Raw genomic sequence first — 24419 nt, 5'->3', positions numbered from 1 at the left:
TTATGATTTTACACTAAAGTTCAGCAGATAATGCATAAAATAAGTCTGAAAGATTGGGTAATTTTACTTACCATAGTGCCAACCACGTTAATCGCTCTCTCGATAGCTAGCTATTTTTCATATAGCCGTTATGACGAATTAAATACTTTTTTAACGCAGCGCTCTCAAAGTATTATTGAACCCCTAGCAATTGCTAGCTCTTTAGGTATGTTAAACAAAGATCGTGTTCAACTGCGTAATTTGATGAATTTCACCCATCGCAGCCAATCATCAATTATCAAAAGTATTGCTGTTTTTACTAAAGATAACCAAGTTTTTGTCACCAGCTCTTACCACGGTGACGCTAATTTATTACGTCTAAAAGCAGGACAAGTTATTCCCAATAGTACTATTTTCTCTAAAAATGGTGATGACTTTATTTTTCATAGTCCTATTATTAATGAAACCTTGATAAATGAGGCAACTCGCTCAATGTCTCAAGATAATATTGGCTATATTGCTATGCAGATTGACAGCAGTAATATACGTTTAAAACAACAAGACCAGATGCTATTTTCTTTTCTCATTGTTTTGCTTGGTAGTGTTTTTAGTGCCTTTTTCTCTTATCGATTAATTAAAAACTTTACGCGTCCAATAGGCGCAATGGTACTTGCCGTTGATCGTATTAGAGAAGGAAAGCTAGAGAGTCGGGTCACAGGACAGTTGATTGGTGAATTAAACTTTTTGAAAAATGGTGTCAATGCGATGGCACAATCATTAGGTGATTACCAAGAAGAAATGCAAGGCAGCATAGATCAAGCCACGACCGATTTACGAGAAAGTTTAGAGCAATTTGAAATACAAAACGTTGAACTTGATATCGCTAAACGAAAAGCACAAGAAGCGAATAAAGTTAAATCAGAATTTTTAGCCAATATGAGTCACGAACTGCGCACACCACTCAATGGTGTTATTGGTTTTACTCGCCAGGTATTAAAGACACCGCTGACAATTACCCAGCGCGATTATTTACAAACCATAGAGCGTTCCTCGGCTAACTTGTTAGCCATTATTAATGATATTTTAGATTTTTCAAAGTTAGACGCTGGAAAAATGGTTATCGAAAACATTCCTTTTTCGATGCGAGAAACGGTCGAGGAAACATTAACATTACTTGCGCCAACATCTCACAAGAAAAATATTGAGTTATCTTTACGTGTTAATCCGCAATTACCTGATGCTCTCATTGGTGATGCCATGCGAATTAAGCAGGTCTTGATCAACCTGACCAGCAACGCCATGAAATTCACTGACAAAGGTTCTGTTGATATTGATGTCGAAAGCGAGCGTATTGAAAATAATATTGCGATTTTAAAAGTTACCATTAAAGATACCGGTATTGGTATGAGCCATGAGCAACAGAAAACTATTTTTGAGGCTTTTGGTCAAGCGGATAAAAGTGTTACGCGACTTTATGGTGGTACAGGATTGGGCTTGGTTATTTCTCAGCGCTTAGTCACTGAAATGAATGGTAATATGGGTTTTTCTACCGAACAAGGTCAAGGTTCAACATTTTGGTTTACTTTTCGTTGTGAAGTAAATCCTATCTCTATTGATAATATTTTTGATAATCATGAGTTAGCCGGTAAAAGTGTTCTTTATTTTGAACCTCATACGCATAGCCGTATTGCGACCAGCGAAATTCTTACCGATTGGCAATTGGATGTTCATCCGGTCCAAAACTTAGTACAAGTTAACGATTTATTGAATCAAAAGGTACATTTTGATTTTGCCCTAATAAGTCATGATATAACACCCACAGCATTAGTTGAGCTAAAAGAGCTTATCGTCACACTCTCAAAAAACGTGACTCAAATTCATTTAGCAATTAACAGTAACTCCCCTAATTTACAGGAAGCATTGATCGCTTGTGGAGCGAAAAGCTGTTTAAGTAAACCCATTACGCCAGAGCGATTAAATAAGGTACTGTTACCGCGAAATCACCTGCTAGACATCGTAAGTTCAACGTCAGAAGACAATAAAATTCCAGTTAAAATTTTGGCTGTTGACGATAATGAAGCCAATTTAAAGCTTATTAATGAACTTTTACTCGAACAAGTCAATGAGGTTACTACTGTCGTTAATGGCCAAGAAGCGGTAGATATTTGTAAACATGAAAAATTTGCAATGATATTCATGGATATTCAAATGCCGATTATGGATGGTATCTCCGCACTAAAAAGCATTAAAGCAATCACTTTTAATGACAATACTCCCGTTATCGCAGTAACCGCCCATGCCCTTAAAGAAGAAAAAGATAAACTGTTGAAACTTGGCTTTGACTCTTATATGACTAAGCCTATTGACGAAGCTATGTTACGCCACTGTATTTATGAATATTGTGATTTAACACAGCCACAAGATATTAAAACAATGAAAAATAAAAACATCGATAACACAGATTTAAATCAACAAGTTTTTAATGCTAACAACGCAACGATTATGCACCGACGAAACCATCAAGTAATTGACTGGCCTTTAGCATTAAAACGAGCAGGCAATAAAGAAGAACTTGCCAAAGAGATGTTTAAAGGTTTAGTGCAAAGCCTGCCTGAAACAAAACTAAATATTTCTGAAGCATTGACCTCTCAAGATGTAGAACAATTAAAAGTACTTATTCATAAGCTTAATGGCGCTTGTTGTTACTCGGGTGTCCCCAGCCTAGGACGTGTTGTTCATCAGATAGAAACAGAACTGAAAAGTGGTGTCACTATCGATGACTTAGAGCCTGAATTTTTTGAATTCTTTGAACACATTGATAATGTCATCAATCAAGCACCAGAAGTTTTTAATAAAAAGCCTAACACTGAGCACTAATAATTATTTGATAATACTTTAGCTTTAAAAACAAGTGACACCGCTAAGCTTATAGGCTCAATGACTTACTTAAGGTTAAATCTTATGGTAGAGCCTAAAATCGATTAAGATTAAAGGCTAATCAAGTAATAGCTGATTAATATCGGCAACTAAACTAGTCTGGGGTCTTTCAATAATTCGCCCCAGCTCTTCGGTTTTACTTTCATCTCGATAAACAATGATAGTTGGCGTGTATTTAACATCATTATCTTTCGCTAATTGCTGAGGGTCTTCTTTTTGGTAATCAAGTGCAATAAGTGTGGCACTAATTTGCTTATTGCCTTGCAGTAATTTAAGTAGTTTAGGCACTTCACGTTCACTGTCATGACACCAAGTCGCAAAATAAATGTCAACCTTTAACGATTCAGGCCACTGCGCAACAATTTCTTTTTCTTGCTCAGTAATTAAAGACTCATTGAAGTTTTTATTAAAAGCACTAAAGTCACTCAACAAGCTAGCTTCACTGATCACACCTAAGGCAAAGCCATTATTATCCTCCGCGTGAACTGATAATGACAATAGATGGCAAAAAGCTATAGTGAATACTGTGAGTAAGACTTTTATCATTGCGACTCTGCTTATGTTATGTCCGTGACACCGCAAACTGCTGTTTAGCAATATTTTAGTAGCGCGGTAATTGTTTAATGTTTTTTTAATTCGTTAGCTTTTAATAACATGACTTTGCTTTCTTGTAAAAAGATATCGGCATAATCACCAAACCAATCAGAGACTTGGCTAAACATGGTAACAAAAGCATCTTTATCACCCATTTCAACATCTTCTAACAACTCTAGAAACCGATAAGCAAAACGCTTCATCATCGCAACATTATCTTGATTTGAAAAAATGATATCAGTATAAAGTACAGGATCTTGAGCAAATAAACGACCCACCATAATTAACTCTAAACGATAAATAGGCGAACTCATTTCAACAAGTTGAGAAATATCAGCCCCTTCAGTCATTAAGTGGTAACCGTAGGCTATTGTTGAAAAATGTCTCATAACTTGTACCATAGACATTGCTTGATCGTGCGCCGACGCATCGACGGGATAAATCTTTGCTCCCCAGACCTGAAATTGTTTCAGCAACCAATTATATTGCTCGGGTAAACGCCCTTCACAAGTAATAATTGTTTGTTTAATCAAGCCTGACACATCAGGTCCAAACATGGGGTGTAAACCAACAACCGGTCCTTGATGAACTTTCATCATTTCATAAAGTGGCATTTCTTTTACGCTAGTCACATCAGCTAAAATACATGTGTTGGGTAAACGAGAAAGCTTTTGAATGATCATTGATGTTAAGCGAATAGGTACAGCAACAATAACGACACCGGCTTGAGCAAGGATATTATCACTGTTTGGCCAGTCATCTTGTTCAAGAACCACTACCTGATAGCCAGAGCGCTCAAATAAATCAACAAACACTTTACCTAGCTGTCCGTTACCACCGATAACAACTATTTTGCCACTCTCTATATTGACACATTGATAACCGCTCGCATCTTGACTGATGTAAGAGTCACTCATTAACCGTCTTAAAATATCTTCAATTAATTCTGGAGACACGCCTGCCTCCATCGCCTGTTGACGCCGCATCGTCAGTAATTGAGCTTCTCGGTCAGGTGCATAAATTGGCATGCCAACTCGGCTTTTTAGCTCACCTACTTTAGTGGTCACTCTGCGACGCTTGGCTAATAACTCGACTAATTGAGTATCTATCTCATCAATTTCATTTCTCAATGCGGTTAACTGAGGAGCTATACTTTTCTTATCCATTAATTTACTCATTTACGTTTCGCGTACTCGCCTTTATATCGATTTAAGATAAACGCTTCTTTAAAACATCATTAAGTTTATCGGTCGCATTTGCTAATAAAAGTGCCGTATCATTAAAATCAATACATGCATCAGTAACTGAAACACCATACTTTAATGACTCTTTCGGGCCATTAGTACTTTGGTTGCCTGCATTTATATGACTTTCTAACATTATACCAATAATTGATTTATTACCTTCAATAATTTGGTCAAATACATTTTCTGCCACCAATGGCTGGCGACGGTAATCTTTATTTGAATTACCATGCGAACAATCGATCACAATACCAGGCTCTAAACCTTGTACATTCAATTCTTTCTCACATAACGCAACATTAGCAGCATCATAGTTAGGTTTTTTACCACCACGTAAAATAACATGACCATCAGGGTTTCCAGAAGTTTTAATCAATGATACTTGTCCTTGACGGTTTATTCCCATAAAGCGATGTGAAGACGCTGCTGACTGCAAAGCATTAATAGCTACATCTAGGCTACCATTGGTGCCATTTTTAAAACCAATAGGCATAGAAAGACCTGACGCCATTTCTCTATGTGTTTGCGATTCAGTTGTTCTAGCGCCAATCGCCGACCAGCTAAAAAGTTCAGCCAAGTATTGTGGGCTAATGGGATCAAGCGCTTCGGTGGCTAATGGCAAACCTAAATCCGTTAAGTAAATCAATAATTCTCGAGCTTTACGCAAACCCGTTTCAACATCAAAGGTACCATCCATATGAGGATCGTTTATTAAACCTTTCCATCCAACGGTAGTGCGAGGCTTTTCAAAGTAAACACGCATAACAATATAAAGGCTGTCTTGATGCTTATCATGTAAGGCTTTTAACTTTTGCGCATATTCTTTAGCGGCATCGAGATCATGCACAGAACAAGGACCTGAAATAACGAGTAAGCGATGGTCTTTTTTATGAATAATGTCAGCGATCACCTTGCGGGCAGCTTTAACAAAATTACGTCCACTTTCTGATAAGGGGAGTTCATCTCTTAATTGATCAGGCGTTATTAATACATCTTCTGAATTGACATGAATATCGTTAAGGGTTTTTACGTGAGGACCTTTACTAGGTTGAGCGTTCGGTAATGAGTTAGACATTGTATTTTCCATTTATCGCAAGATTGTTTATTAAAGTAAATATAGAACAAAAGAACTAAGTGTGACTTAGTAAAAGAAGGGTTAGTAATAATATCGATGTTGTTGGCTTTTCATAATAGTTCCGCTAATTGCTATTTCGTAAAGAATTATTTACTATTTTTGTAAACAATATCTTACAGGTTTTTTTTTTGAAGGTACAGTAGTTTTAGTGTTTTTATTCTAGGTTATGTTCAGGATAAAAGGTATAACGTGGTGACGTGACTTCATGGATATAGGAAGTAGAGTAACTCAGCAGCTATTTAGCATGCAGAGCAAAGGGTCTAAGCATAAGTCCAGCATGGCTTTTCGCAGCATGCTCGACTTATGCCATTAGTTTACGTCTTCGAGCCATTTCCCCGCTAATAAAAACAATAAAAGCGCCCTAAGGCGCTTTTAATTAAGTGCTCGTTAATGACTAACTATCGTGAACAATTCGATTACTTATTAAGTTTTCTACAACGCTAGGATCTGCCAAGGTCGATGTATCCCCTAAAGTATCAATATCGTTTTCAGCAATTTTACGTAAGATGCGACGCATTATTTTACCAGAACGTGTTTTTGGCAAGCCAGGTGCATACTGAATATAATCAGGTTTTGCAAAACGGCCTAACTCCTTAGCAACAAACTCAGTTAGTTCTTTCAGTAACTCTGGTGATTCACTCGCACTAGCCATTAAAGTCACATAAGCATAAACACCTTGGCCTTTAATTTCATGAGGATAACCAACAACAGCAGCTTCGGCTACAGCAGGATGAAGCACTAAAGCACTTTCGATCTCAGCAGTACCTAAACGATGGCCCGAAACATTAAGGACATCATCAACACGTCCGGTGATCCAATAAAATCCGTCCTCATCACGACGTGCGCCATCTCCAGTAAAATAATTACCAGGATATTGGCTTAAATAGGTTTGGTAAAAACGGTCATGATCGCCATAAACTGTCCGTAACTGCCCAGGCCAACTACCCGTTATCATTAACAAACCTTGGTCAGCACCTGCAAGTGTATTACCTTCTTTATCAAACAATGCTGGCTGAACACCAAAAAAGGGTTTACCGGCTGCACCTGGTTTCATATCAACAGCACCGGGTAACGAAGTAATTAAAATACCCCCCGTTTCTGTTTGCCACCAAGTATCAACAATAGGACAGTTAGACTTACCAACCACTTCATAATACCAATGCCAAGCTTCAGGATTAATAGGCTCGCCAACCGTACCGAGTAAACGCAACGATGAAAGATCTGATTGATGGACTAAATCGTCGCCAATACTCATCAAGGCTCTTATCGCTGTAGGTGCCGTATAAAAAATATTAACTTTATGTTTTTCACATATTTGCCAGAAACGTCCAGCATCAGGGTAAGTAGGTACCCCTTCAAAAACTAGTGTAGTTGCCCCATTAGCTAACGGGCCATAGAAAATATAAGAGTGACCGGTGATCCAACCTGCATCTGCAGTACACCAATAAATTTCGCCATCTTTATAGTCAAAAACATATTTATGAGTCATCGCGGCATAGAGTGAATAACCACCACAGGTATGTAAAACACCTTTTGGTGTGCCTGTTGAACCCGATGTATAAAGGATAAACAATGGATCTTCTGCATCCATGACCTCTGGTTCACAAACAGCTGATTGCTTGGCAACTTCTTCTTCGTAACTGATGTCTATTTTGTGATTCCATGCGACATCACCACCGGTGCGAGCAACGACAATAACTGTATGTACATTGGGGCATTCGGCAACAGCTTCATCAACGTTCACTTTCAATGGAATAACACGACCACCACGTAAGCTTTCATCAGCAGTGATAACAACTTGGCAATCAGCATCAGAAACTCGTGAGCGGATAGCCTCAGTTGAGAAACCACCAAAGACAACAGAATGTACCGCGCCAATTCGAGCACAGGCTAACATGGCATAACCCACTTCAAGGATCATCGGCATATAGATACAAACCCGATCACCTTTTTTAACACCACGTGCTTTTAATAAGTTCGCTAAACGACAAACATGATCATGTAATTCTTGATAAGTAATTTTTTTGTCGTCACTGGGATCATCGCCTTCCCAAATAATAGCCGTATCATTGGCTTTAGTAGCCAAGTGACGATCAATACAGTTATAACTTACATTTAATTTACCACCAGAAAACCATTTAATATCAGCCGTTTTCAAGTCAACATCACTGACACTGTCCCAAGGTTTATACCAATCTAGAAATTTTTCAGCTTGCTCACCCCAAAATACATCAGGTTGTTCAATCGATTGCTTGTACATCGCATCGTATGTTGCACTATCAATATGAGTGTGTGCTTTAGCTTGTTCTAAAACTGGATAACAGCTTTTCAATTCTTTCATGTTGAGTCCTTCATTGCTGACCTGATATTATATCAAGTTGATTATTGCTTAAATGCTATTGATATTCATCTAAGCACTAATAGATTTTGAGGTTATTTTTAAAACAGTGACAACATCATATAGGAAGTTAATTAGTGCGACTACTCAACTAAAGTCGAATACGCCTGATTAAATTTACATTAAAATGAAAAAAAATAATTGCCTGCTAATAAGATAACATTGAAACCCAGCAATGACAACGCTGTCATTGCTGGGTTAAAAAAAAGCAAAATAAATTGCTATTAACGGACTAAGAAGCCTTTAATAGATACGTTAACGAATAGTGATATCGGGGGAACCGTCAATTTCACCATCTTTGGTAATGATAACAGTACCACTATTATTTGATAATACAGCAATGCTGCGCCCATTGTTATTACGTATAAAAAGCAATTCATAACCGAACTTACCTAGACTACCCGCGGAAAACTTTTGAGCAAGTGTCAACTTCTCCCACCAAACTGAATGCTCAGGAGATTCGTGTCTTCTCTCATTAAAAGGTTGCTTTTGTAATTGCATAACTCACTCACCCGTTAAATAGATACTAACGTCATCGTATCAATATAACCCAGATAAACAGCGGTGCCTATTATCAGTATAGAACAGATTTTACCAACGAAGATTTTTTTATTGCTTTAACTAGCGAGAAAGTACCACGAACGCGGTAGCATATAATGCTTCGTCAGAGAGCGAAATGTGCCAGTTTTCAGCCCCTAATTCAGTTGCTAATTCTGCTGCACGACCATTTAGTAGTAGTTGTGGCTGACCAGAAGCTAATGATTTTATTTCAAAATTTTGAAATGAAACTCCATCGGCTATGCCGGTACCAAGCGCTTTGGATGCTGCTTCTTTTCCTGCCCAGCGTTTTGCTAAATATAATGCAGGGGTTTTTAACGATTGGTATTTTTCATACTCTATAGGCGTTAACACACGAAGCGCTAATCGGTCTTGCACCTTAATCGCCATTTTTTCGATACGGCTTATTTCAATAATATCAGTACCGATACCAACTACAGACATAATGAATCACTTTTTTAAGCGCTAGATAAATGTGGTATTAACCTTTATCTAGCTTCACTTCGTTAAATAAGGCAAAACTTTATTAGCTCTGCCAAGTAGGTTCTAGGTGCTGTGCTTTAAAAAGCTAACTACGCGCTTCTCTCATTAGCTGTTTCATATCGCGAATAGCTTTGTCTAATCCGTCAATCACCGCTCGAGCAATAATAGCATGACCAATGTTAAGTTCGATTATCTCTTCAATTGCCGCAATAGGTTTAACATTAAAGTAATTTAACCCGTGCCCAGCATTAACTTTCAAACCATTAGCATGCGCATATTTAATACCTTCAATTAAACGGATCAATTCAATTTTTTGATCTTGTTCATTTTTTGCATCAGCATAATGGCCAGTATGAATTTCAATATAAGGAGCTTTACTTGCAATAGCAGCATCAATTTGGCTTTTATCAGCATCAATAAATAAACTTGTTTCTATACCTGCTGCAGTGAGTTGTGCCACTGCACGGCTAATTTTATCAAAATTACCAACAATGTCCAAGCCACCTTCAGTCGTCAACTCTTCACGTTTTTCAGGGACTAGGCAACAAAATTCTGGTTTAACCTCACATGCTATAGCCAGCATTTCATCAGTGACCGCCATTTCAAAATTCATTCGGGTATGCAATGTTTGCTTTAGTACATAAATATCACGGTCTTGAATATGACGGCGGTCTTCACGTAAATGGACGGTAATGCCATCGGCTCCAGCGTGCTCTGCTACTGATGCAGCATAGACAGGATCAGGATAATTTGTGCCTCTTGCTTGTCTTAAGGTAGCAATATGGTCAACATTAACGCCTAATAATAGTTCGCTCATTTTTTTATCTCTTAAATTTATGAATTTTTTGTAAATAATTTCCGGCTATTAAGTGGTTTACCATCTAGTAAATGATTAATAATTTGCCGCATCAGCACTTTATACGTTTGCATGACGTCTTTAGATGATAAATCTTCTTCGGCTATCGCTTTTAAATGCACAGCATTGTAACCGGTCTGTACCTGATTGCTTATTATTGGGACAAAACCTTGTTCTGGGAAATAATGATAACGATGATTATTTTCTGAAAATATCGTTGAATAATCAATAGTTAACCCTAATTCTTCTAGTAATCTATTTTCAAAATTCCTCAATATAAATTCAATTGAACGTTGTTCCGATAATTGTTCAATACTTTGTTGATATTGACTAAAAAGTTCGTCATAAGGGATATGTTCACCCAGTAGACGCACTTGTAGCTCGTTAAGGTAAAAGCCACTGTAGAGGTAATTACCACTGAGCTGGTAGGATTTTCTTTCGGGTTCGACACGTTGTAAATACTTGAGGCTGCCTTGACCTTTCAAAACAATTTTTAGCGGAGAGAAAGGTTGTAGTAAAGCTTTTTTATTAGATTTTAAGGACTTACCTAAATAAGAAATAGCAGACACTTTTCCTTGTTGAGCGGTTAAGAATTCAAGCAATATTTGATTTTCACGATAAGGTCGTGAATGCAATAAAAAAGCACTTTGCTCAAATTCTTCCATTATTTTTAGTCCAGTAGACGGTTCGAAATCTAACCTGAATATTCATCCCCATAGCCTAAACTACGCAGTGCACGTTCATCATCAGCCCAGCCAGATTTCACTTTCACCCAAGTTTCAAGAAACACTTTCTGTTCAAAAAGCGCTTCCATATCACGACGAGCTTCTTGACCAATTGTTTTAAGTCGCTCCCCACCATTACCTATAACCATACGCTTTTGACTTTTTCGTTCCACTAAAATCAGCGCATTAATATGGATGATACCCTTTTCGTCCATTTTAAATTGTTCAACTTCAACGGTCGTTGAATAGGGTAATTCATCGCCGGTGAAACGAATAAGTTTTTCACGAATAATTTCAGAAGCCATAAAACGACTTGAACGGTCAGTAACATAATCATCTGGGAACCAGAAATCACCTTCGGGCAGTGAACTAAGACAAAGTTGACGAATGGTATCAACGTTATCGCCTTTCGCTGCAGAGATAGGTACGATATCACTAAAGTTGTGCTTCTCGCCTAATTTCTGCAAGTGAGGTAATAATGATTCCTTATCTTGGACATTATCGATTTTATTAATCACTAAGATACAACGAGCGCCAGATTTTTTTATCTTACTAAGCACAAGTTCGTCATCAGTTGTCCAATGTGTACCTTCAACCAAGAAAACCACTAATTCGACTTCTGCTATTGAACTACTTGCAGCACGATTCATTAAGCGATTAATCGCGCGTTTCTCATCAGAATGCAAACCAGGAGTATCAACTAATACCGCTTGTTTATTTTCTTCTGTTAAAATTCCTAAAATACGATGGCGTGTCGTTTGTGGCTTGCGTGAGGTGATACTAATTTTTTGGCCTAACAAGCTGTTAAGCAATGTTGATTTACCAACATTAGGACGACCGACAATAGCAATTAAGCCACAATGTTTATTTTCACTTGTCATGATAATATTTCGCTGAGTTATTTTTTATCAAAAATGAGCGCGAGTACTTGTTGCGCTGCGGCTTGTTCGGCTTTACGACGGCTAGTGCCTTTAGTGATCACTTCGGTGTTTATCACATTGGTTGTACATCGCACAGTAAACTGTTGATTATGAGACTGACCACTGGTGTGAATGACTTCATAAAGTGGTAAAGCAATTTTACGTGCTTGTAAATATTCTTGTAAACGTGTTTTAGGATCTTTTTGTTCGTTACCGGGTCTAATAATATCTAATCGTTCAGCAAACCAGCTAAGCACTAACGCTTTAGTGGTGTCGTTATCTGAATCTAAATAGACAGCGCCGATAATTGCTTCAACGGCATCTTCTAAAATGGAATCTCGACGATGACCACCACTTTTTAATTCACCTGGGCCTAAAATTAAGTATTCGCCTAAATTAAAGCCTCGGCCAATTTCAGCTAAGGTAACACCTCGCACAAGGCTAGAGCGCATACGTGTTAAATCACCTTCGTCATGAGAAGGAAATTGCTGATAAAGTACTTCAGCAATGACAAAACCAAGTATAGAGTCGCCCAGAAATTCTAAACGTTCGTTATGAGTTCCTTTAGCACTTCGGTGTGTTAATGCTTGAAGCAATAAGTCATTATCATTAAAGGTGTATCCTAACTTTTTACTGAGTCTAGTTAGTGCGACTGCTGAGCTTTTCACGATTAGTTTATTCCACCTAAACGTGAAAACCTGACATTAGTCGGTATCCACTTAGGTAAAAAACTATCTTCGTCACGATCAAAATCAAAACTCATCCAAATTGCTACGGCTTCGCCAACAAGATTTTCTTCGGGTACAAAGCCCCAAAAGCGTCCATCAAGGCTATTATCGCGGTTATCCCCCATCACATAATAATGACCTTCAGGTACAAAGAACTCATCACGTTGGGTATTTCTCTGTTGATAAAAGTGCTGCGTGCGTGGCAGTATTTGATTATCCACTAAAATATCATGTGTCTTGTTTCGCATATCAGCCGTGTAACGGCTCAGGCCGTATGAACCGTCAGGTGACTCATTTTCTTTTTTAAAGGTGTTTATTACTTGCTCAAAGTCTGGGCATTTAACGTCACTTTCTTGACAAGCAGGCTTAATATATATGGATTTATTACGATAAATAATTCTATCGCCAGGTAAACCAATAACACGCTTAATATAATCAATCTTTGGGTCTTGTGGATATTTAAAGACCACCACATCGCCACGCTCTGGTAGCCCGACCTCAATAAATTTATTACGTGCAACAGGATCGCGTAATCCATATACGAATTTATTGACTAAAATAAAATCGCCATCAAGTAATGTTGGCATCATAGAGCCCGAAGGTATTTGAAACGGTTCCCATAAAAAAGAACGTAAAATCAAAACAAAAGCGATAACCGGAAATATTTGTACGGACGTATCAACAATTGCTGAAGGCTCTGCTAATTTAGTGATAACGTCAGCTGGCAACACTTCTTGACATTGGGCTTGAGCGTCAGCTAATTTTAATTTACGTTGTGGCGCTAAATAAAACTTATCAGCTAACCAAACAATGCCAGTGATACTAGTAATAATAACGAGAAATATTGAAAAATAAACAGCCATAACTTCCCTACTAACTTTCTAATTTAAGTACAGCTAAAAACGCTTCTTGCGGTACTTCAACGTTACCAACTTGTTTCATACGTTTTTTACCATCTTTTTGTTTTTGAAGTAGTTTTTTCTTACGAGAAATATCACCACCATAACATTTTGCAGTAACATTTTTTCGTAATTGCTTAACGGTAGTACGAGCAATAACGTTATTACCAATCGCCGCTTGAATAGCAATATCAAACATTTGACGATGAATAAGTTCTTTTAATTTATCGACGAGCATACGGCCACGTGCGACCGAGTTACCTCTGTGGGTGATCATTGCTAAAGCATCAACACGATCGCCATTTATCATCACATCAACGCGCACCATGTCGGCAGCTTCGAAGCGGATAAAATTATAATCAAGTGAAGCATAACCTCGACTGGTTGACTTTAACTTATCAAAAAAGTCCATGACCACTTCAGCCATAGGCAGCTCATATCTTACCGCTACTTGTTTTCCGTGATAAATAATATCTTTTTGCACACCGCGTTTTTCGATACATAAAGTAATAACATTACCTAAGTGTTCTTGGGGTACTAAGATATTGGCTTCAACAATAGGTTCACGAATTTCGTCAATACTGTTGATAGCCGGTAAATCTCCAGGGTTATCAATAGATATTACGTCACCGTTGGTACAAGCAATTTCATAGTTAACCGTAGGGGCTGTTGTAATAAGGTCAAGATCATATTCACGCGCTAAACGCTCTTGAACAATCTCCATATGCAACATACCAAGGAAACCAATACGAAAGCCAAAGCCAAGCGCGGATGAGTTTTCTGGCTCAAAAAACAAAGAAGCATCGTTTAAACTTAACTTGTTCAACGCATCACGGAAATTTTCGTAGTCATCAGAACTTATTGGGAAAATCCCAGCATAAACTTGCGGTTGAACTTTTTTGAAACCGGCAAGCGCTTTTGCAGCTTCTTTTTTATGAATGGTAATAGTATCGCCCACTGGCGCGCCATGTATTTCTTTAATACCAGCAATAATAAAACCAACTTCACCAGTTCTTAAAATACCCGTTTCTTTTTGTTTTGGTGTGAATATTCCGACTTTATCAATTTGGTGAACTTGTCCTGTCGACATGACCACCATTTTATCGCCTTTTTTCACTTCGCCATTCATCACACGCACTAATGAAACAACGCCTTGGTAATTATCAAACCAAGAATCAATGATCAAGGCTTGTAAGTTACCCGCAGGATCGCCTGTTGGCGCAGGGATATTGGCAACGATGGTTTCTAAAACATCTTCGATACCTAAGCCAGTTTTTGCAGAACACTGCACTGCACCTGTCGCATCAATACCAATGATATCTTCAATTTCTTCACTGACGCGATCCGGATCGGCTTGAGGTAAATCAATCTTATTTAAAATTGGAATAACTTCTAGATCCATTTCAAGGGCGGTATAACAGTTGGCAACAGTTTGTGCTTCAACGCCTTGTCCGGCATCGACAACAAGTAAGGCACCTTCACAAGAAGCAAGTGAACGCGAAACCTCATAAGAAAAATCAACATGACCCGGCGTATCGATAAAGTTAAGCTGATACGTTTCACCATTTTTGGCTAGGTAATCAAGCGTAACACTTTGCGCTTTAATCGTGATGCCGCGCTCGCGCTCAATGTCCATAGAGTCTAGGACTTGTGCTTCCATTTCACGTTCTTGTAAGCCACCACAATGTTGGATCAAGCGATCAGAAAGTGTAGATTTACCATGATCGATATGGGCGATAATTGAAAAGTTACGTATATTTTTCATAAATGGAAGTTCAAATAATGCTGTGGTTAATTCAATAGTGATGAGATTTTAGCGAATTTAGCGCGCTGGGGCTATCTTTATGTTGTGTTAACTTGTGTATATAGCCATTCAACTTCGAGATAGAGGTTTAAGCAAGTCGAAAATAGGTACATTGTTAGGCATTAGTCGCAGATAATCGTTATTTAACGGCTAATATTAATACGCAGAAGCGTCTACTTTAAAGGCTTGTACTGAACACAGAATCAGTCGCAAAGATTTTAATCGGTAATTTCGACAATATTGATCATTGACTTATTTATACGGAGAATTTTTGGGATTAACAAATTACAATATTTACCACGTTTTTGTTGGTGCCTCGCAAGCGCAAAACCTATGTACCCACCCAAAACGCCTAACGCTATCGCAAATAACTCGTGGCTAAATATGCTATTTTCAACCAACCATTGGCCAAATACTGACGCGATGACTAGCCCCATCAATGGCCATAGATACACTTGCCAAGCGGTTAATAATAAATGCTTGTCTGATAAACCCAAGACCACAGTATCACCAATTTTTACCGCTAATTCAGTTTCTAATTCTAAGCTAAGTTTAGCTTGTGGGAAAGCTTTAGCCACTTGACCACTGCCACAGTTATCAACCTGTTTACAGCCACTGCAGCTTGATTTAATTTGACTCTCCACAGTCACTTTATGCATAGCGGTTAGACCGGCATTTTCATCCGCCGCTAATTCTATAGCAACAACCGTAGCGTTTTCTTCAATCATGGTTTTTGAGGTGGTTTTATTGTGATTGCGTCGGCAATAGCCTTCGCTGTTTTAAACGGTATTTTTCCAACAATACTCACTTCAATACCATCGCTCACTTGGTTTAATACCAAAGTAGCTCCGTCCATAACAAAGTCAGCATTGCGTTGTTTTTCTTGACTACCATTAACATAAATTGAAATATCGACTAAACCATCGCTCAACAGCATAAATTCAACGGGTTGTTTTGTTAGTGATATTTTATGTCGATTAGCGTTAATTTGCGTAAAGCCCTCTGGCAACCAGTTAACATCCCATTGCAGCTCTTGCTGTTGGTATTCTTCAGGAATATCAACTAGCACAGGAAGTTCAGTCTCATTTAACTGTAAAACACTTTCTGAAGGTTTTTCTGTGATCTCAAGATGCGTAAACTGAATCTGTTCTAATTGTTGGCCTTGTTTCGTCACAATAGACAACTTTAATAGCATACTTGATTGTTGGTCTAACCAAAGCCAATAGGCATAACGATGGGTATTTTTTGCCTCTATTCTGATCAATTGTGCAGGTCGGCCTAAAACACGACTTCGGCCAACAGAAATGAAGTCATAAATATTTTCTAAGCGAGAAATATCGCCCGCTAAAATAGCAGGAATAGGACCACTAATTTGTTGAGAAGTAACTGAATAAGGAGGCAGTTCAGGTTCGATATAGCTAACTACGTTGCCTTTGCGTAAAATATCGCGACGCGGTCCATTAAGTAAAGAAAGTACCTCAAGTTCTTTACCACTTTCATCGACACCGTGAAACCAGTGATATGGCTGAGCTTGATTATTTTTAACAACAACAAAAGACGTGCTAAAATTAAGTTGATTTAATGCGTTAGATAAACGTTCGAGCCAAATTTTTGCCGACTCACTTTCTTCACCAACTGCTGAAAAGCTGATGCTTAACAGCAGTAAAACATAACTTAAGAATTTCATTAATTACTTTTATTTGCCTTTTTGTTGTCAATACTAGTTGTTTCACTTTCATTGTCTGTATTTGCGGTATCAACCGTTAGTGAACCTAATTTAATTTGTTGTTGATGATCAGACAGCAAAGCATGGAAACGACGTTGTTGATCAATAAAAGCTTGCTTTTGTGAAGCTCTGTCTGGTTCTTGAAAGTTCAAGCTTACCGGTTCAGCGAAACCTGCCATAGGAATAGTTTTTACTATTTGGCTAGGTAAAATAGTTTCATTATTTTGTGCAACATTACTTTGTACACCTAAAACCATTAAACCTGCGGCTGAAGCAGCAATCGCCAATTGACCGAAGGGTTTAGCAAACTCAACCACTTTATTTTTTAACTTAAGCATGAAAATATTAGTCGTTTTCGGTGCCAAAACGCTGGGCTCAGCGGCAATAGCTTTTGCTATCTCAGCAGATAAATCAAGTTGTAAAACATCAGGAGTGTCATTACGTAAAACATCTCCAATTAAATGATAACGATCCCAAGTAGTCGACAAATGTTCATCGTTGATAATATCATCAAACGTTTTATCATTATGTTGAAAATTATCAACACAAGATGACACTGTCTCAAACTTACCTTCACTCATATATACACCTTAAAAATTAACACTTACATTCGTGTGAATTAAATTAATTTTATCTTTTATACCAAAAAACTACTCTTAATAACTAGCTTTGTAATAATGGCCTAATTTTTTTATCTACCGCGTCTCGAGCTCTAAATATTCTCGAACGCACAGTCCCAACAGGACAATCCATAATATGTGCTATTTCTTCGTAACTTAACCCTTCTAACTCTCGAAGGTTGATTGCCGTTCGTAAATCATTGGGTAATTGCTCAATGGTATCAAAAATAACTTTTTTGATTTCATTGGTTAACAATAACTTTTCAGGAGAAGCATTTTCTCGTAAAGCTTCACCTGAATCATAAATTTCAGCATCTTCTACTTCGATATCAGAGCCCGGTGGTTTTCGATTACTCGCCACCATATGATTCTTTGCGCAATTAACGGCTATACGATAAAGCCAAGTATAAAAAGCACTATCTCCTCTAAAATTAGGTAAAGCTCTATAGGCCTTAATAAATGCTTCTTGAACTATATCGGGTACATCACTGTGATTTTTTACATAACGCGACACTAAATTTGCTACTTTATGCTGATACTTTGTCACCAAAAGGTTAAAAGCATTTTTATCTCCGCGTTGTACTCGTTCAACCAATTTTTGGTCAACGTTTATTTCGCTCATCTGAGCCAATACTCCTAATTATTACTTACTTCTAAAATCCGGTTCAACATTTGGCTCATGGTAAACACATGAAGTAGGACTACACTAATTTGAAAAAGTTCGAAAAAAATTAAAATAAGTCATAAAACTATCCAAATTTCGTCTTTATTTCTAAATACAGCCCGTTTTATCTGTTACCGCAGGTAAATAACCGTTAAGATTCATGCTATGTGTAGAATACATTAAAATCATAACTTTATGAACAAACAACACAACTGTGACGTATTAATTATTGGTAGCGGTGCCGCGGGTTTAACGCTTGCTTTACATTTAGCAAATAATGCCGATATCGTTGTACTCAGCAAATCCTTGGTTAATGAAGGCTCAACCTTTTACGCTCAAGGAGGTGTCGCTGCTGTTTTTGATGAGAATGATAGTGTTGCTGATCATGTAAATGACACTTTAATTGCTGGTGCAGGCTTGTGTGACCAAGAAATAGTACAATTTACCGCTGAAAATGCACGAACATGTTTGGAATGGCTAATTGGCCAAGGTGTTGACTTTGATCAAGAAGAAGATGAAAAAGGTGAGTTACGTTACCATCTAACCCGTGAAGGTGGTCATAGTCATCGCAGAATTCTTCATTCTGCTGACGCCACAGGCCAAGCCATTCAAACCACGTTAGTTGATCAAGTTAAAAATCACCCCCGTATTCGAATCTTTGAACGTTACAATGCTGTTGATTTAGTCTGTGAACAACCAAACGATACCAATAACCAGCAAAAACGTTGTATTGGTGCCTACATTTGGAACCGAAACAGCGAATGCGTTGAACGTATATTTGCCCGTAAAACAATTTTAGCTACAGGTGGTGCAAGTAAGGTCTATCAATACACTTCAAATCCTGAGGTTGCCAGCGGTGATGGTATAGCGATGGCGTGGCGAGCAGGATGCCGTGTCGCTAATATGGAGTTTAACCAATTTCACCCAACATGTTTATTCCATCCCGATGCAGGAAATTTTTTGTTAACGGAAGCATTACGTGGCGAAGGGGCTCTTTTACGTCGCCCCGATGGCAGTCGATTTATGCCAAGCTTCGATGAACGCGCCGAACTTGCACCCCGAGATATTGTTGCACGCGCCATAGATTTTGAAATGAAGCGCCTCGGCGCTGATTGTATGTATTTAGATATTAGCCACAAACCGGCTGATTTCATTAAACAACACTTCCCTAATATCTATGAAAAAACTCAATCTTTAGGCATTGATATTACCAAACAGCCTATGCCCGTCGTACCTGCTGCCCATTACACTTGTGGTGGTGTCATGATTAACAAACAAGGTAAAACAGATGTCGAGAGCTTGTATGCTATTGGTGAAGTCGCTTATACCGGTTTACATGGCGCTAATCGTATGGCAAGTAATTCGTTATTAGAATGTCTAGTGTTTGCTCGAGCGGCGGCATTAGACATAGAACAAAAAATTGACCGTCAACAGAGTATTATTGCGTTACCCGCTTGGGATGAAAGTCGCGTGACAAATTCTGATGAAGAAGTTGTTATACAACATAACTGGCATGAACTGCGATTATTTATGTGGGATTACGTCGGTATTGTTAGAACAACAAAACGTTTAGAAAGAGCGCTGCACCGTGTTGAATTATTGCAAAGAGAAATAGAGGATTACTATCAAAATTTTCGAGTCAGTAATAATTTACTAGAATTAAGAAACTTAGTACAAGTAGCTGAATTAATTATTAGATGTGCGATGGAACGTAAAGAAAGCCGTGGCTTGCACTACACGCTTGATTATCCTGAATTAAGTCAGGTAGCAACCCCAACCATTCTACGTCCTTAATATTAAGTGTTATGCTGAGTTATCAAAAGTTTAGTCACCCTAATTTGGGTTATTTAACTTAACGATAACACGGCATAGCCTTGAATAATGTTTAGCAGACAAACTCGTTTTGAAAATAAAAAAACTGGGTAAATTCAGTTTTGCAAGACACGTTTTAAAAAAATGATTTTTCAGCAAGGTAACTGGTGCTGGTAAATTATCTTCAAAGACCAACCAACACCCCCAAAAACCAATACGACTAGACGCGCTTAACTGTCTTTTACCTTTAGCCGAAAACTGGCATTCACCCATTATATCAAGAGTGAAACTGTTAGGTTCAACATAGAACATCCGCATAAGATTAAATTTATTATGCGTATGCTCAACAACTATATTAAACTTTAACTCGTTTAAGGATAAGTTGCACCATGGCGTTGAGTTCTTTGTCTTCACAAACTTGATGCCCCATAAACCAAGCAAATAATTCCGGATCTTGCTCTTCCAGTAAACGTTCAAACACTTGCTTCTCTTTTTCTGAGAGCAAATCATAAGCCTCTTCAACAAAAGGCATAAAAAGTATATCTAATTCGAGCATTCCACGACGGCAAGCCCATCTTAAACGCGGTTTATTATCAGTTAAAGACATATAACACCCAGTAAAGTAAAATTTAGGCTTATTCTAACAAAGTCATTTGCCATTACAATATTGTTTATCAGATCTAGAAAAATAAACTAACGAATATCATATACACCTTGAATTTCACAAGAAAGTCCTCATTATTTAACCTATCAATAAAACAAAAATGCCAATTTAATTATGACAATCTCTGTTGAAAATACCTTACCTAGTTACGATAACCTTCCTGATGCTTGTATCATTAGTTTAGCTGAATATGGTGCAATTGCTGTACATGGAGCAGAACAAAGTAAATACCTACAAGGACAAGTGACTTGTGATGTAAATACACTGACAGATAATAATTTATTATTGGGGGGTCATTGCGACGCTAAAGGTAAAGTCTTTTCAGTGTTTAGATTGATAAATCGTCAAAACATTCATTTACTTTTACAACCTAAAACCAGTATTAGCCAATCACTAGCCGAACTGAAAAAATTTGGCGTATTTGCCAAAGTAACCATTGAACAAGCCACAGAGTTAGTTTTTTATGCGGTTGCAGGAAAAAAGGCAACAGAGATACTCCATCAACAGTTTGTTGAATTACCTAATAGTTTGACACCGGTTTTACAAGTCGGTAGTACCACTATTGTCTACCTTGCAGGAAAATTAAAACGTTATCTTATAATTGATGAGGCGAAGGCTGCTGAAAAAATTATTAATGACTTTGCCTTAGCCACTTATTCTCAAGCGCTGTGGAATTTAATCGAAATTAATGAAGGCTTTCCTTTACTAGCGCCAGAAACAGTTGCTTCTTATGTGCCACAAATGTTGAATTTACAAGCAATTCACGGCATAAGCTTTACTAAAGGCTGTTACTTAGGGCAGGAGACTGTTGCTCGCATGCAGTATTTAGGAAAAAACAAACGCGCTTTATTTTCGTTAAAGAGTAAATCAGCAAATAATGAGTTAATAACCTTGCAAGCAGGGGATATTATTGAACAACAGTTAGGTGCGAACTGGCGTAAAGCTGGTGACATCTTAGCGAGCTATATTAGTGATGATGGCATTTATTATCTACAGGCTGTTTTAGCCAGTGATATCGATAGCACCACAAACTTACGGATTAAAAACCACGAAAACTCAGCATTAAGCTTAGTAGAATTGCCTTATAACTTAGCGGAATAGTCGCGAGTTACATTTATTTAAAATTTAGGACATATCATGAAAATTTCAGAAAACAAAGTTGTCGTTTTACACTATGCCGTATCAGACAGCGAAGACACACTCATCGACAGCTCTTATGACCACAGCCCTTTATCTATCATTCACGGTACAGGTTATCTCATTCCGGGCTTAGAAGATGCTTTAACAGATCATGTTGTTGATGATAAATTCGAAATCGCAGTTAGCGCTGAAAATGCTTATGGCGATCGCCACGATGAGTTTGTACAAACCGTACCAAAAAGTATGTTTGAAAGTGTTGAAGATCTTGCGGTTGGTTCACAATTACGTGCAACGACTGATGATGGTGAGCAAACAGTTATTGTTATTGATGTCACCGATGATGAAATAACTGTTGACGGAAATCACCCTTTGGCAGGCATTGATTTAAAATTTGATGTAGAAATTTTAGAAGTCCGTGATGCTACAGAAGATGAATTGAAACATGGACATGTCCATGATGAAGGGGATTGTGGTCACAACCACGACTAATCCTCATAAATACTGAGTTGTAAAAATAAAAAGCGAAATATAAGTACTTATATTTCGCTTTTTTATTAATTAGTTGCCGTTAAATATTCATCACATTCATCACTTTTTCACGCACTTCTTGATAGCGAATATTTTCACAACAGCCAAAACCAGATAACTGTTTTATTTTATTACGACTAAAAAGCGGCACGGTTAATCCAGTTAAAAATCGACACATCGTTTCTAAAGATAAAACACCTTTGTGCTTGGTCGACATATGCTGAATAAGTGCCGTTAGCATGTCAACTATCGCAGTGTCATCTGGCAGAATACTTTCTTGTGAGTAACTTAGCTTAGCAACGTTTCCACGGCATACTGAACAATGCCCACAATTTTCAGGGGTATTTTTATCATTAAAGTACAAGGATAAATTTCGGCTTAGGCAAGAGGATAATTCAAAGAAGCGCACCAGTGTCGCTATACGTTTTATTTCTTTTTCTTCTTTTTCGACAAAATAATCATGTAGTGACTTAGCAATTATATCAGCTGACAATAAGGCCTTGTTAACACTGAATACTTCAGTGATTTTTTTTGTTTCCAAGGTGATCAATTGCTTTTCTTGTAGGTATTCCAAAGCGACAATCACTCGGCCACGGTCACAGCCATAATGCTGAAATAGTGCCTCAAAGTCTGGCTCTCCCCATACTTTTTTAAAACCGCTGTATTTAAAAATAGTCGCAAGAAAATCTTTGCGCTCACCTTCAAATAAATTTAACACCTCGTCTTTATTGGTGGTAAATTTATATTTAAAATCGGCAAAATATGAAAATAGCGGTTTAATAACACCTTGCAGCTCTAACTGAACAAGTAAGGTTCTCATGGGTAATTGACGGATATTACTGGCATTTGACAGCGATAAACCTTGTAATTCCCAGCGATCATTTTGGGATTCTTGTTGAACGTTTTTTATAACACATTCAATACCACTCAGTTCGGGTGTATCACCAAAAACAAAATTTTCAACGGTATTTAGTCCATCTAAATTTGCCAAGGTAATACAATTTGACGCTAAGCCATCACGCCCTGCTCGGCCAATTTCCTGGCTGTAATTTTCAATTGACTTGGGTAAATCATAATGAATAACAAAGCGGATATCTGCTTTATCTATGCCCATGCCAAAAGCAATAGTAGCCACGATAATCTTTACTTTTCCCGACATAAAATCTTCTTGAATTTTCTGTCGTTTTTCACTTATAAATCCGGCGTGATAAGGTTGCGCATTCAAACCTTGTTGCGTCAAAAAGTTTGCCACATACTCAGCACTTTGCTGTAAAGTTACATAAACAATGCCACAACCGGTTTGATCAGCGATACTTGTTAGCAATTTTTGATTTTTATCTTTTGTTGAAACCGCTAACACCGACAAATCTAAATTTTGACGATAAAAGCCTGTTTGTACGATGTGCTCTGGCAAGATCGCAAATTTAGTAGCCATATCTTGCTTGACTTTTTTGGTCGCTGTTGCGGTCAACAAAAGCACCAGCGGGATGTTGAGTTCTTGACGATAGTTAGGGAGTTTTAAATAATCAGGGCGAAAGTTATGCCCCCATTCAGAAATACAATGTGCCTCATCAACAACCAACATAGATACATTCACAGACTCAATAAATTGGCGAAAACGCTCATTTTTAAAACGCTCAACCGACACCATAAGAATTTTTATTTTACCTGAACGCGTATCCGCCATGACTTGTTGATTTTGCTGTGGAGTTAATGTTGAATCGATGCTTGCCGCTGCTATATTTTTCGTCGCTAAAAAAGCTAATTGATCTTTCATTAGCGCCAGCAAGGGTGAAACAACAATCGTTAAGTGAGGTAGTTCTATAGCCGCTAACTGATAGCATAATGATTTACCTGAGCCAGTTGGAAATATAGCGAGAGAAGATTGGCTATTGAGGAGCTGCTCAATCGTTTGCTGCTGTCCATCACGAAATGCATCAAAACCAAAGATTTGCTTGAGTGAGTTAACAAGAGATAACACAAAAAATACCTATTAAATAAATGA

General features: G+C 37.9%; 22 protein-coding genes. 4 read left to right on the top strand and 18 right to left on the bottom strand.

Annotation, left to right across the window (positions count from 1 at the left end):
* Window positions 1-30: 30 nt before the first annotated feature.
* Window positions 31-2856: a two-component sensor histidine kinase BarA gene (gene barA / locus H4J67_RS01095; protein WP_182176231.1), complete on the top strand. Its 2826-nt coding sequence runs from the start codon at window positions 31-33 to the stop codon at window positions 2854-2856.
* Between the two features lie 117 nt (window positions 2857-2973).
* Here the strand turns inward: barA and H4J67_RS01090 are convergent, their stop codons facing one another.
* The 16 genes from H4J67_RS01090 to rpoE all read right to left on the bottom strand — a co-directional run bounded on the left by H4J67_RS01090 (window position 2974) and on the right by rpoE (window position 18228).
* Entirely contained in the window at window positions 2974-3462 is a 489-nt protein-coding gene (locus H4J67_RS01090; protein ID WP_182176232.1) for a thioredoxin family protein, read from the bottom strand.
* A gap of 74 nt (window positions 3463-3536) precedes the next feature.
* Window positions 3537-4676 carry a bifunctional chorismate mutase/prephenate dehydrogenase gene (gene tyrA, locus H4J67_RS01085; protein ID WP_182176233.1) on the bottom strand — a complete coding sequence of 380 codons (1140 nt, stop codon included), beginning with the start codon at window positions 4674-4676 and terminating at the stop codon, window positions 3537-3539.
* A 43-nt stretch (window positions 4677-4719) separates the two neighbouring features.
* Window positions 4720-5829, bottom strand: coding sequence for a 3-deoxy-7-phosphoheptulonate synthase (locus tag H4J67_RS01080; RefSeq protein WP_182176234.1), 1110 nt, complete (start codon window positions 5827-5829; stop codon window positions 4720-4722).
* Between the two features lie 454 nt (window positions 5830-6283).
* The gene (acs, locus tag H4J67_RS01075) at window positions 6284-8230 is read right to left on the bottom strand and encodes an acetate--CoA ligase (protein WP_182202613.1); all 1947 of its coding nucleotides are present in this window, start codon (window positions 8228-8230) and stop codon (window positions 6284-6286) included.
* Between the two features lie 312 nt (window positions 8231-8542).
* Window positions 8543-8788, bottom strand: a complete 246-nt coding sequence (locus H4J67_RS01070) for a hypothetical protein (protein ID WP_182176236.1) — start codon at window positions 8786-8788, stop codon at window positions 8543-8545.
* A gap of 120 nt (window positions 8789-8908) precedes the next feature.
* Window positions 8909-9289 (bottom strand): holo-ACP synthase, encoded by a 381-nt coding sequence (acpS, locus tag H4J67_RS01065; RefSeq protein WP_182176237.1) that lies wholly within the window; start codon window positions 9287-9289, stop codon window positions 8909-8911.
* A gap of 124 nt (window positions 9290-9413) precedes the next feature.
* A complete protein-coding gene (pdxJ, locus tag H4J67_RS01060) occupies window positions 9414-10145 on the bottom strand; it encodes a pyridoxine 5'-phosphate synthase (RefSeq protein ID WP_070374733.1) in 732 nt (243 codons plus the stop codon).
* Between the two features lie 17 nt (window positions 10146-10162).
* Window positions 10163-10849, bottom strand: a complete 687-nt coding sequence (gene recO / locus H4J67_RS01055; RefSeq protein WP_182176238.1) for a DNA repair protein RecO — start codon at window positions 10847-10849, stop codon at window positions 10163-10165.
* Window positions 10850-10878: 29 nt separating this feature from the next.
* A complete protein-coding gene (era, locus tag H4J67_RS01050) occupies window positions 10879-11790 on the bottom strand; it encodes a GTPase Era (protein ID WP_070374735.1) in 912 nt (303 codons plus the stop codon).
* A 17-nt stretch (window positions 11791-11807) separates the two neighbouring features.
* Complete coding sequence (gene rnc / locus H4J67_RS01045; RefSeq protein ID WP_070374736.1) at window positions 11808-12497, bottom strand: ribonuclease III; 690 nt, start codon at window positions 12495-12497, stop codon at window positions 11808-11810.
* Between the two features lie 2 nt (window positions 12498-12499).
* Window positions 12500-13420, bottom strand: coding sequence for a signal peptidase I (lepB, locus tag H4J67_RS01040; RefSeq protein ID WP_182202612.1), 921 nt, complete (start codon window positions 13418-13420; stop codon window positions 12500-12502).
* Between the two features lie 10 nt (window positions 13421-13430).
* On the bottom strand, window positions 13431-15221 hold the full coding sequence (gene lepA / locus H4J67_RS01035) for a translation elongation factor 4 (RefSeq protein WP_182176240.1): 1791 nt from the start codon (window positions 15219-15221) through the stop codon (window positions 13431-13433).
* Between the two features lie 257 nt (window positions 15222-15478).
* Entirely contained in the window at window positions 15479-15988 is a 510-nt protein-coding gene (locus tag H4J67_RS01030) for a SoxR reducing system RseC family protein (protein ID WP_182202610.1), read from the bottom strand.
* Window positions 15985-16947 (bottom strand): MucB/RseB C-terminal domain-containing protein, encoded by a 963-nt coding sequence (locus H4J67_RS01025; protein ID WP_182176242.1) that lies wholly within the window; start codon window positions 16945-16947, stop codon window positions 15985-15987. The genes H4J67_RS01030 and H4J67_RS01025 overlap by 4 nt, the downstream gene beginning before the upstream one ends.
* Window positions 16947-17567: a sigma-E factor negative regulatory protein gene (locus H4J67_RS01020; RefSeq protein WP_182202609.1), complete on the bottom strand. Its 621-nt coding sequence runs from the start codon at window positions 17565-17567 to the stop codon at window positions 16947-16949. The genes H4J67_RS01025 and H4J67_RS01020 overlap by 1 nt, the downstream gene beginning before the upstream one ends.
* A gap of 82 nt (window positions 17568-17649) precedes the next feature.
* Entirely contained in the window at window positions 17650-18228 is a 579-nt protein-coding gene (gene rpoE / locus H4J67_RS01015) for an RNA polymerase sigma factor RpoE (RefSeq protein WP_146797811.1), read from the bottom strand.
* 237 nt (window positions 18229-18465) lie between these two features.
* Between rpoE and nadB the strand changes: the two genes are divergently transcribed.
* Entirely contained in the window at window positions 18466-20064 is a 1599-nt protein-coding gene (gene nadB, locus H4J67_RS01010) for an L-aspartate oxidase (protein ID WP_182176244.1), read from the top strand.
* 373 nt (window positions 20065-20437) lie between these two features.
* On the opposite strand, the gene H4J67_RS01005 is transcribed toward nadB, so the two are convergent.
* Entirely contained in the window at window positions 20438-20689 is a 252-nt protein-coding gene (locus tag H4J67_RS01005; RefSeq protein WP_146797815.1) for a succinate dehydrogenase assembly factor 2, read from the bottom strand.
* A gap of 171 nt (window positions 20690-20860) precedes the next feature.
* Here H4J67_RS01005 and ygfZ point away from each other — a divergent pair, with 171 nt between their 5' ends.
* Together ygfZ and H4J67_RS00995 are read left to right on the top strand one after the other, a co-directional pair.
* Window positions 20861-21847, top strand: a complete 987-nt coding sequence (ygfZ, locus tag H4J67_RS01000) for a tRNA-modifying protein YgfZ (protein WP_182176245.1) — start codon at window positions 20861-20863, stop codon at window positions 21845-21847.
* Between the two features lie 36 nt (window positions 21848-21883).
* Window positions 21884-22375, top strand: coding sequence for a peptidylprolyl isomerase (locus H4J67_RS00995; protein WP_182202607.1), 492 nt, complete (start codon window positions 21884-21886; stop codon window positions 22373-22375).
* A gap of 79 nt (window positions 22376-22454) precedes the next feature.
* Here H4J67_RS00995 and H4J67_RS00990 read toward each other — a convergent pair whose 3' ends face one another.
* Entirely contained in the window at window positions 22455-24395 is a 1941-nt protein-coding gene (locus H4J67_RS00990) for an ATP-dependent DNA helicase RecQ (protein WP_182202605.1), read from the bottom strand.
* Window positions 24396-24419 lie beyond the last annotated feature (24 nt).

The organism is Colwellia sp. BRX10-4 (assembly GCF_014077465.1).
In the GTDB taxonomy this organism is placed as follows: Bacteria; Pseudomonadota; Gammaproteobacteria; order Enterobacterales; family Alteromonadaceae; genus Colwellia_A.
This window is presented reverse-complemented; position numbering and strand designations above follow the sequence as displayed.

Excerpts from the sequence above, each read along its gene's own strand:
- ygfZ (WP_182176245.1), top strand. The coding sequence starts at position 20,861 with ATGACAATCTCTGTTGAAAATACCTTACCTAGTTACGATAACCTTCCT.
- H4J67_RS01005 (WP_146797815.1), bottom strand. The coding sequence starts at position 20,689 with ATGTCTTTAACTGATAATAAACCGCGTTTAAGATGGGCTTGCCGTCGT.
- H4J67_RS00995 (WP_182202607.1), top strand. The coding sequence starts at position 21,884 with ATGAAAATTTCAGAAAACAAAGTTGTCGTTTTACACTATGCCGTATCA.
- tyrA (WP_182176233.1), bottom strand. The coding sequence starts at position 4,676 with ATGGATAAGAAAAGTATAGCTCCTCAGTTAACCGCATTGAGAAATGAA.
- era (WP_070374735.1), bottom strand. The coding sequence starts at position 11,790 with ATGACAAGTGAAAATAAACATTGTGGCTTAATTGCTATTGTCGGTCGT.
- H4J67_RS01080 (WP_182176234.1), bottom strand. The coding sequence starts at position 5,829 with ATGTCTAACTCATTACCGAACGCTCAACCTAGTAAAGGTCCTCACGTA.
- acpS (WP_182176237.1), bottom strand. The coding sequence starts at position 9,289 with ATGTCTGTAGTTGGTATCGGTACTGATATTATTGAAATAAGCCGTATC.
- H4J67_RS01030 (WP_182202610.1), bottom strand. The coding sequence starts at position 15,988 with ATGATTGAAGAAAACGCTACGGTTGTTGCTATAGAATTAGCGGCGGAT.
- acs (WP_182202613.1), bottom strand. The coding sequence starts at position 8,230 with ATGAAAGAATTGAAAAGCTGTTATCCAGTTTTAGAACAAGCTAAAGCA.
- H4J67_RS01090 (WP_182176232.1), bottom strand. The coding sequence starts at position 3,462 with ATGATAAAAGTCTTACTCACAGTATTCACTATAGCTTTTTGCCATCTA.
- pdxJ (WP_070374733.1), bottom strand. The coding sequence starts at position 10,145 with ATGAGCGAACTATTATTAGGCGTTAATGTTGACCATATTGCTACCTTA.
- nadB (WP_182176244.1), top strand. The coding sequence starts at position 18,466 with ATGAACAAACAACACAACTGTGACGTATTAATTATTGGTAGCGGTGCC.
- lepA (WP_182176240.1), bottom strand. The coding sequence starts at position 15,221 with ATGAAAAATATACGTAACTTTTCAATTATCGCCCATATCGATCATGGT.
- H4J67_RS01020 (WP_182202609.1), bottom strand. The coding sequence starts at position 17,567 with ATGAGTGAAGGTAAGTTTGAGACAGTGTCATCTTGTGTTGATAATTTT.
- rpoE (WP_146797811.1), bottom strand. The coding sequence starts at position 18,228 with ATGAGCGAAATAAACGTTGACCAAAAATTGGTTGAACGAGTACAACGC.
- lepB (WP_182202612.1), bottom strand. The coding sequence starts at position 13,420 with ATGGCTGTTTATTTTTCAATATTTCTCGTTATTATTACTAGTATCACT.
- H4J67_RS01025 (WP_182176242.1), bottom strand. The coding sequence starts at position 16,947 with ATGAAATTCTTAAGTTATGTTTTACTGCTGTTAAGCATCAGCTTTTCA.
- recO (WP_182176238.1), bottom strand. The coding sequence starts at position 10,849 with ATGGAAGAATTTGAGCAAAGTGCTTTTTTATTGCATTCACGACCTTAT.
- H4J67_RS01070 (WP_182176236.1), bottom strand. The coding sequence starts at position 8,788 with ATGCAATTACAAAAGCAACCTTTTAATGAGAGAAGACACGAATCTCCT.
- barA (WP_182176231.1), top strand. The coding sequence starts at position 31 with ATGCATAAAATAAGTCTGAAAGATTGGGTAATTTTACTTACCATAGTG.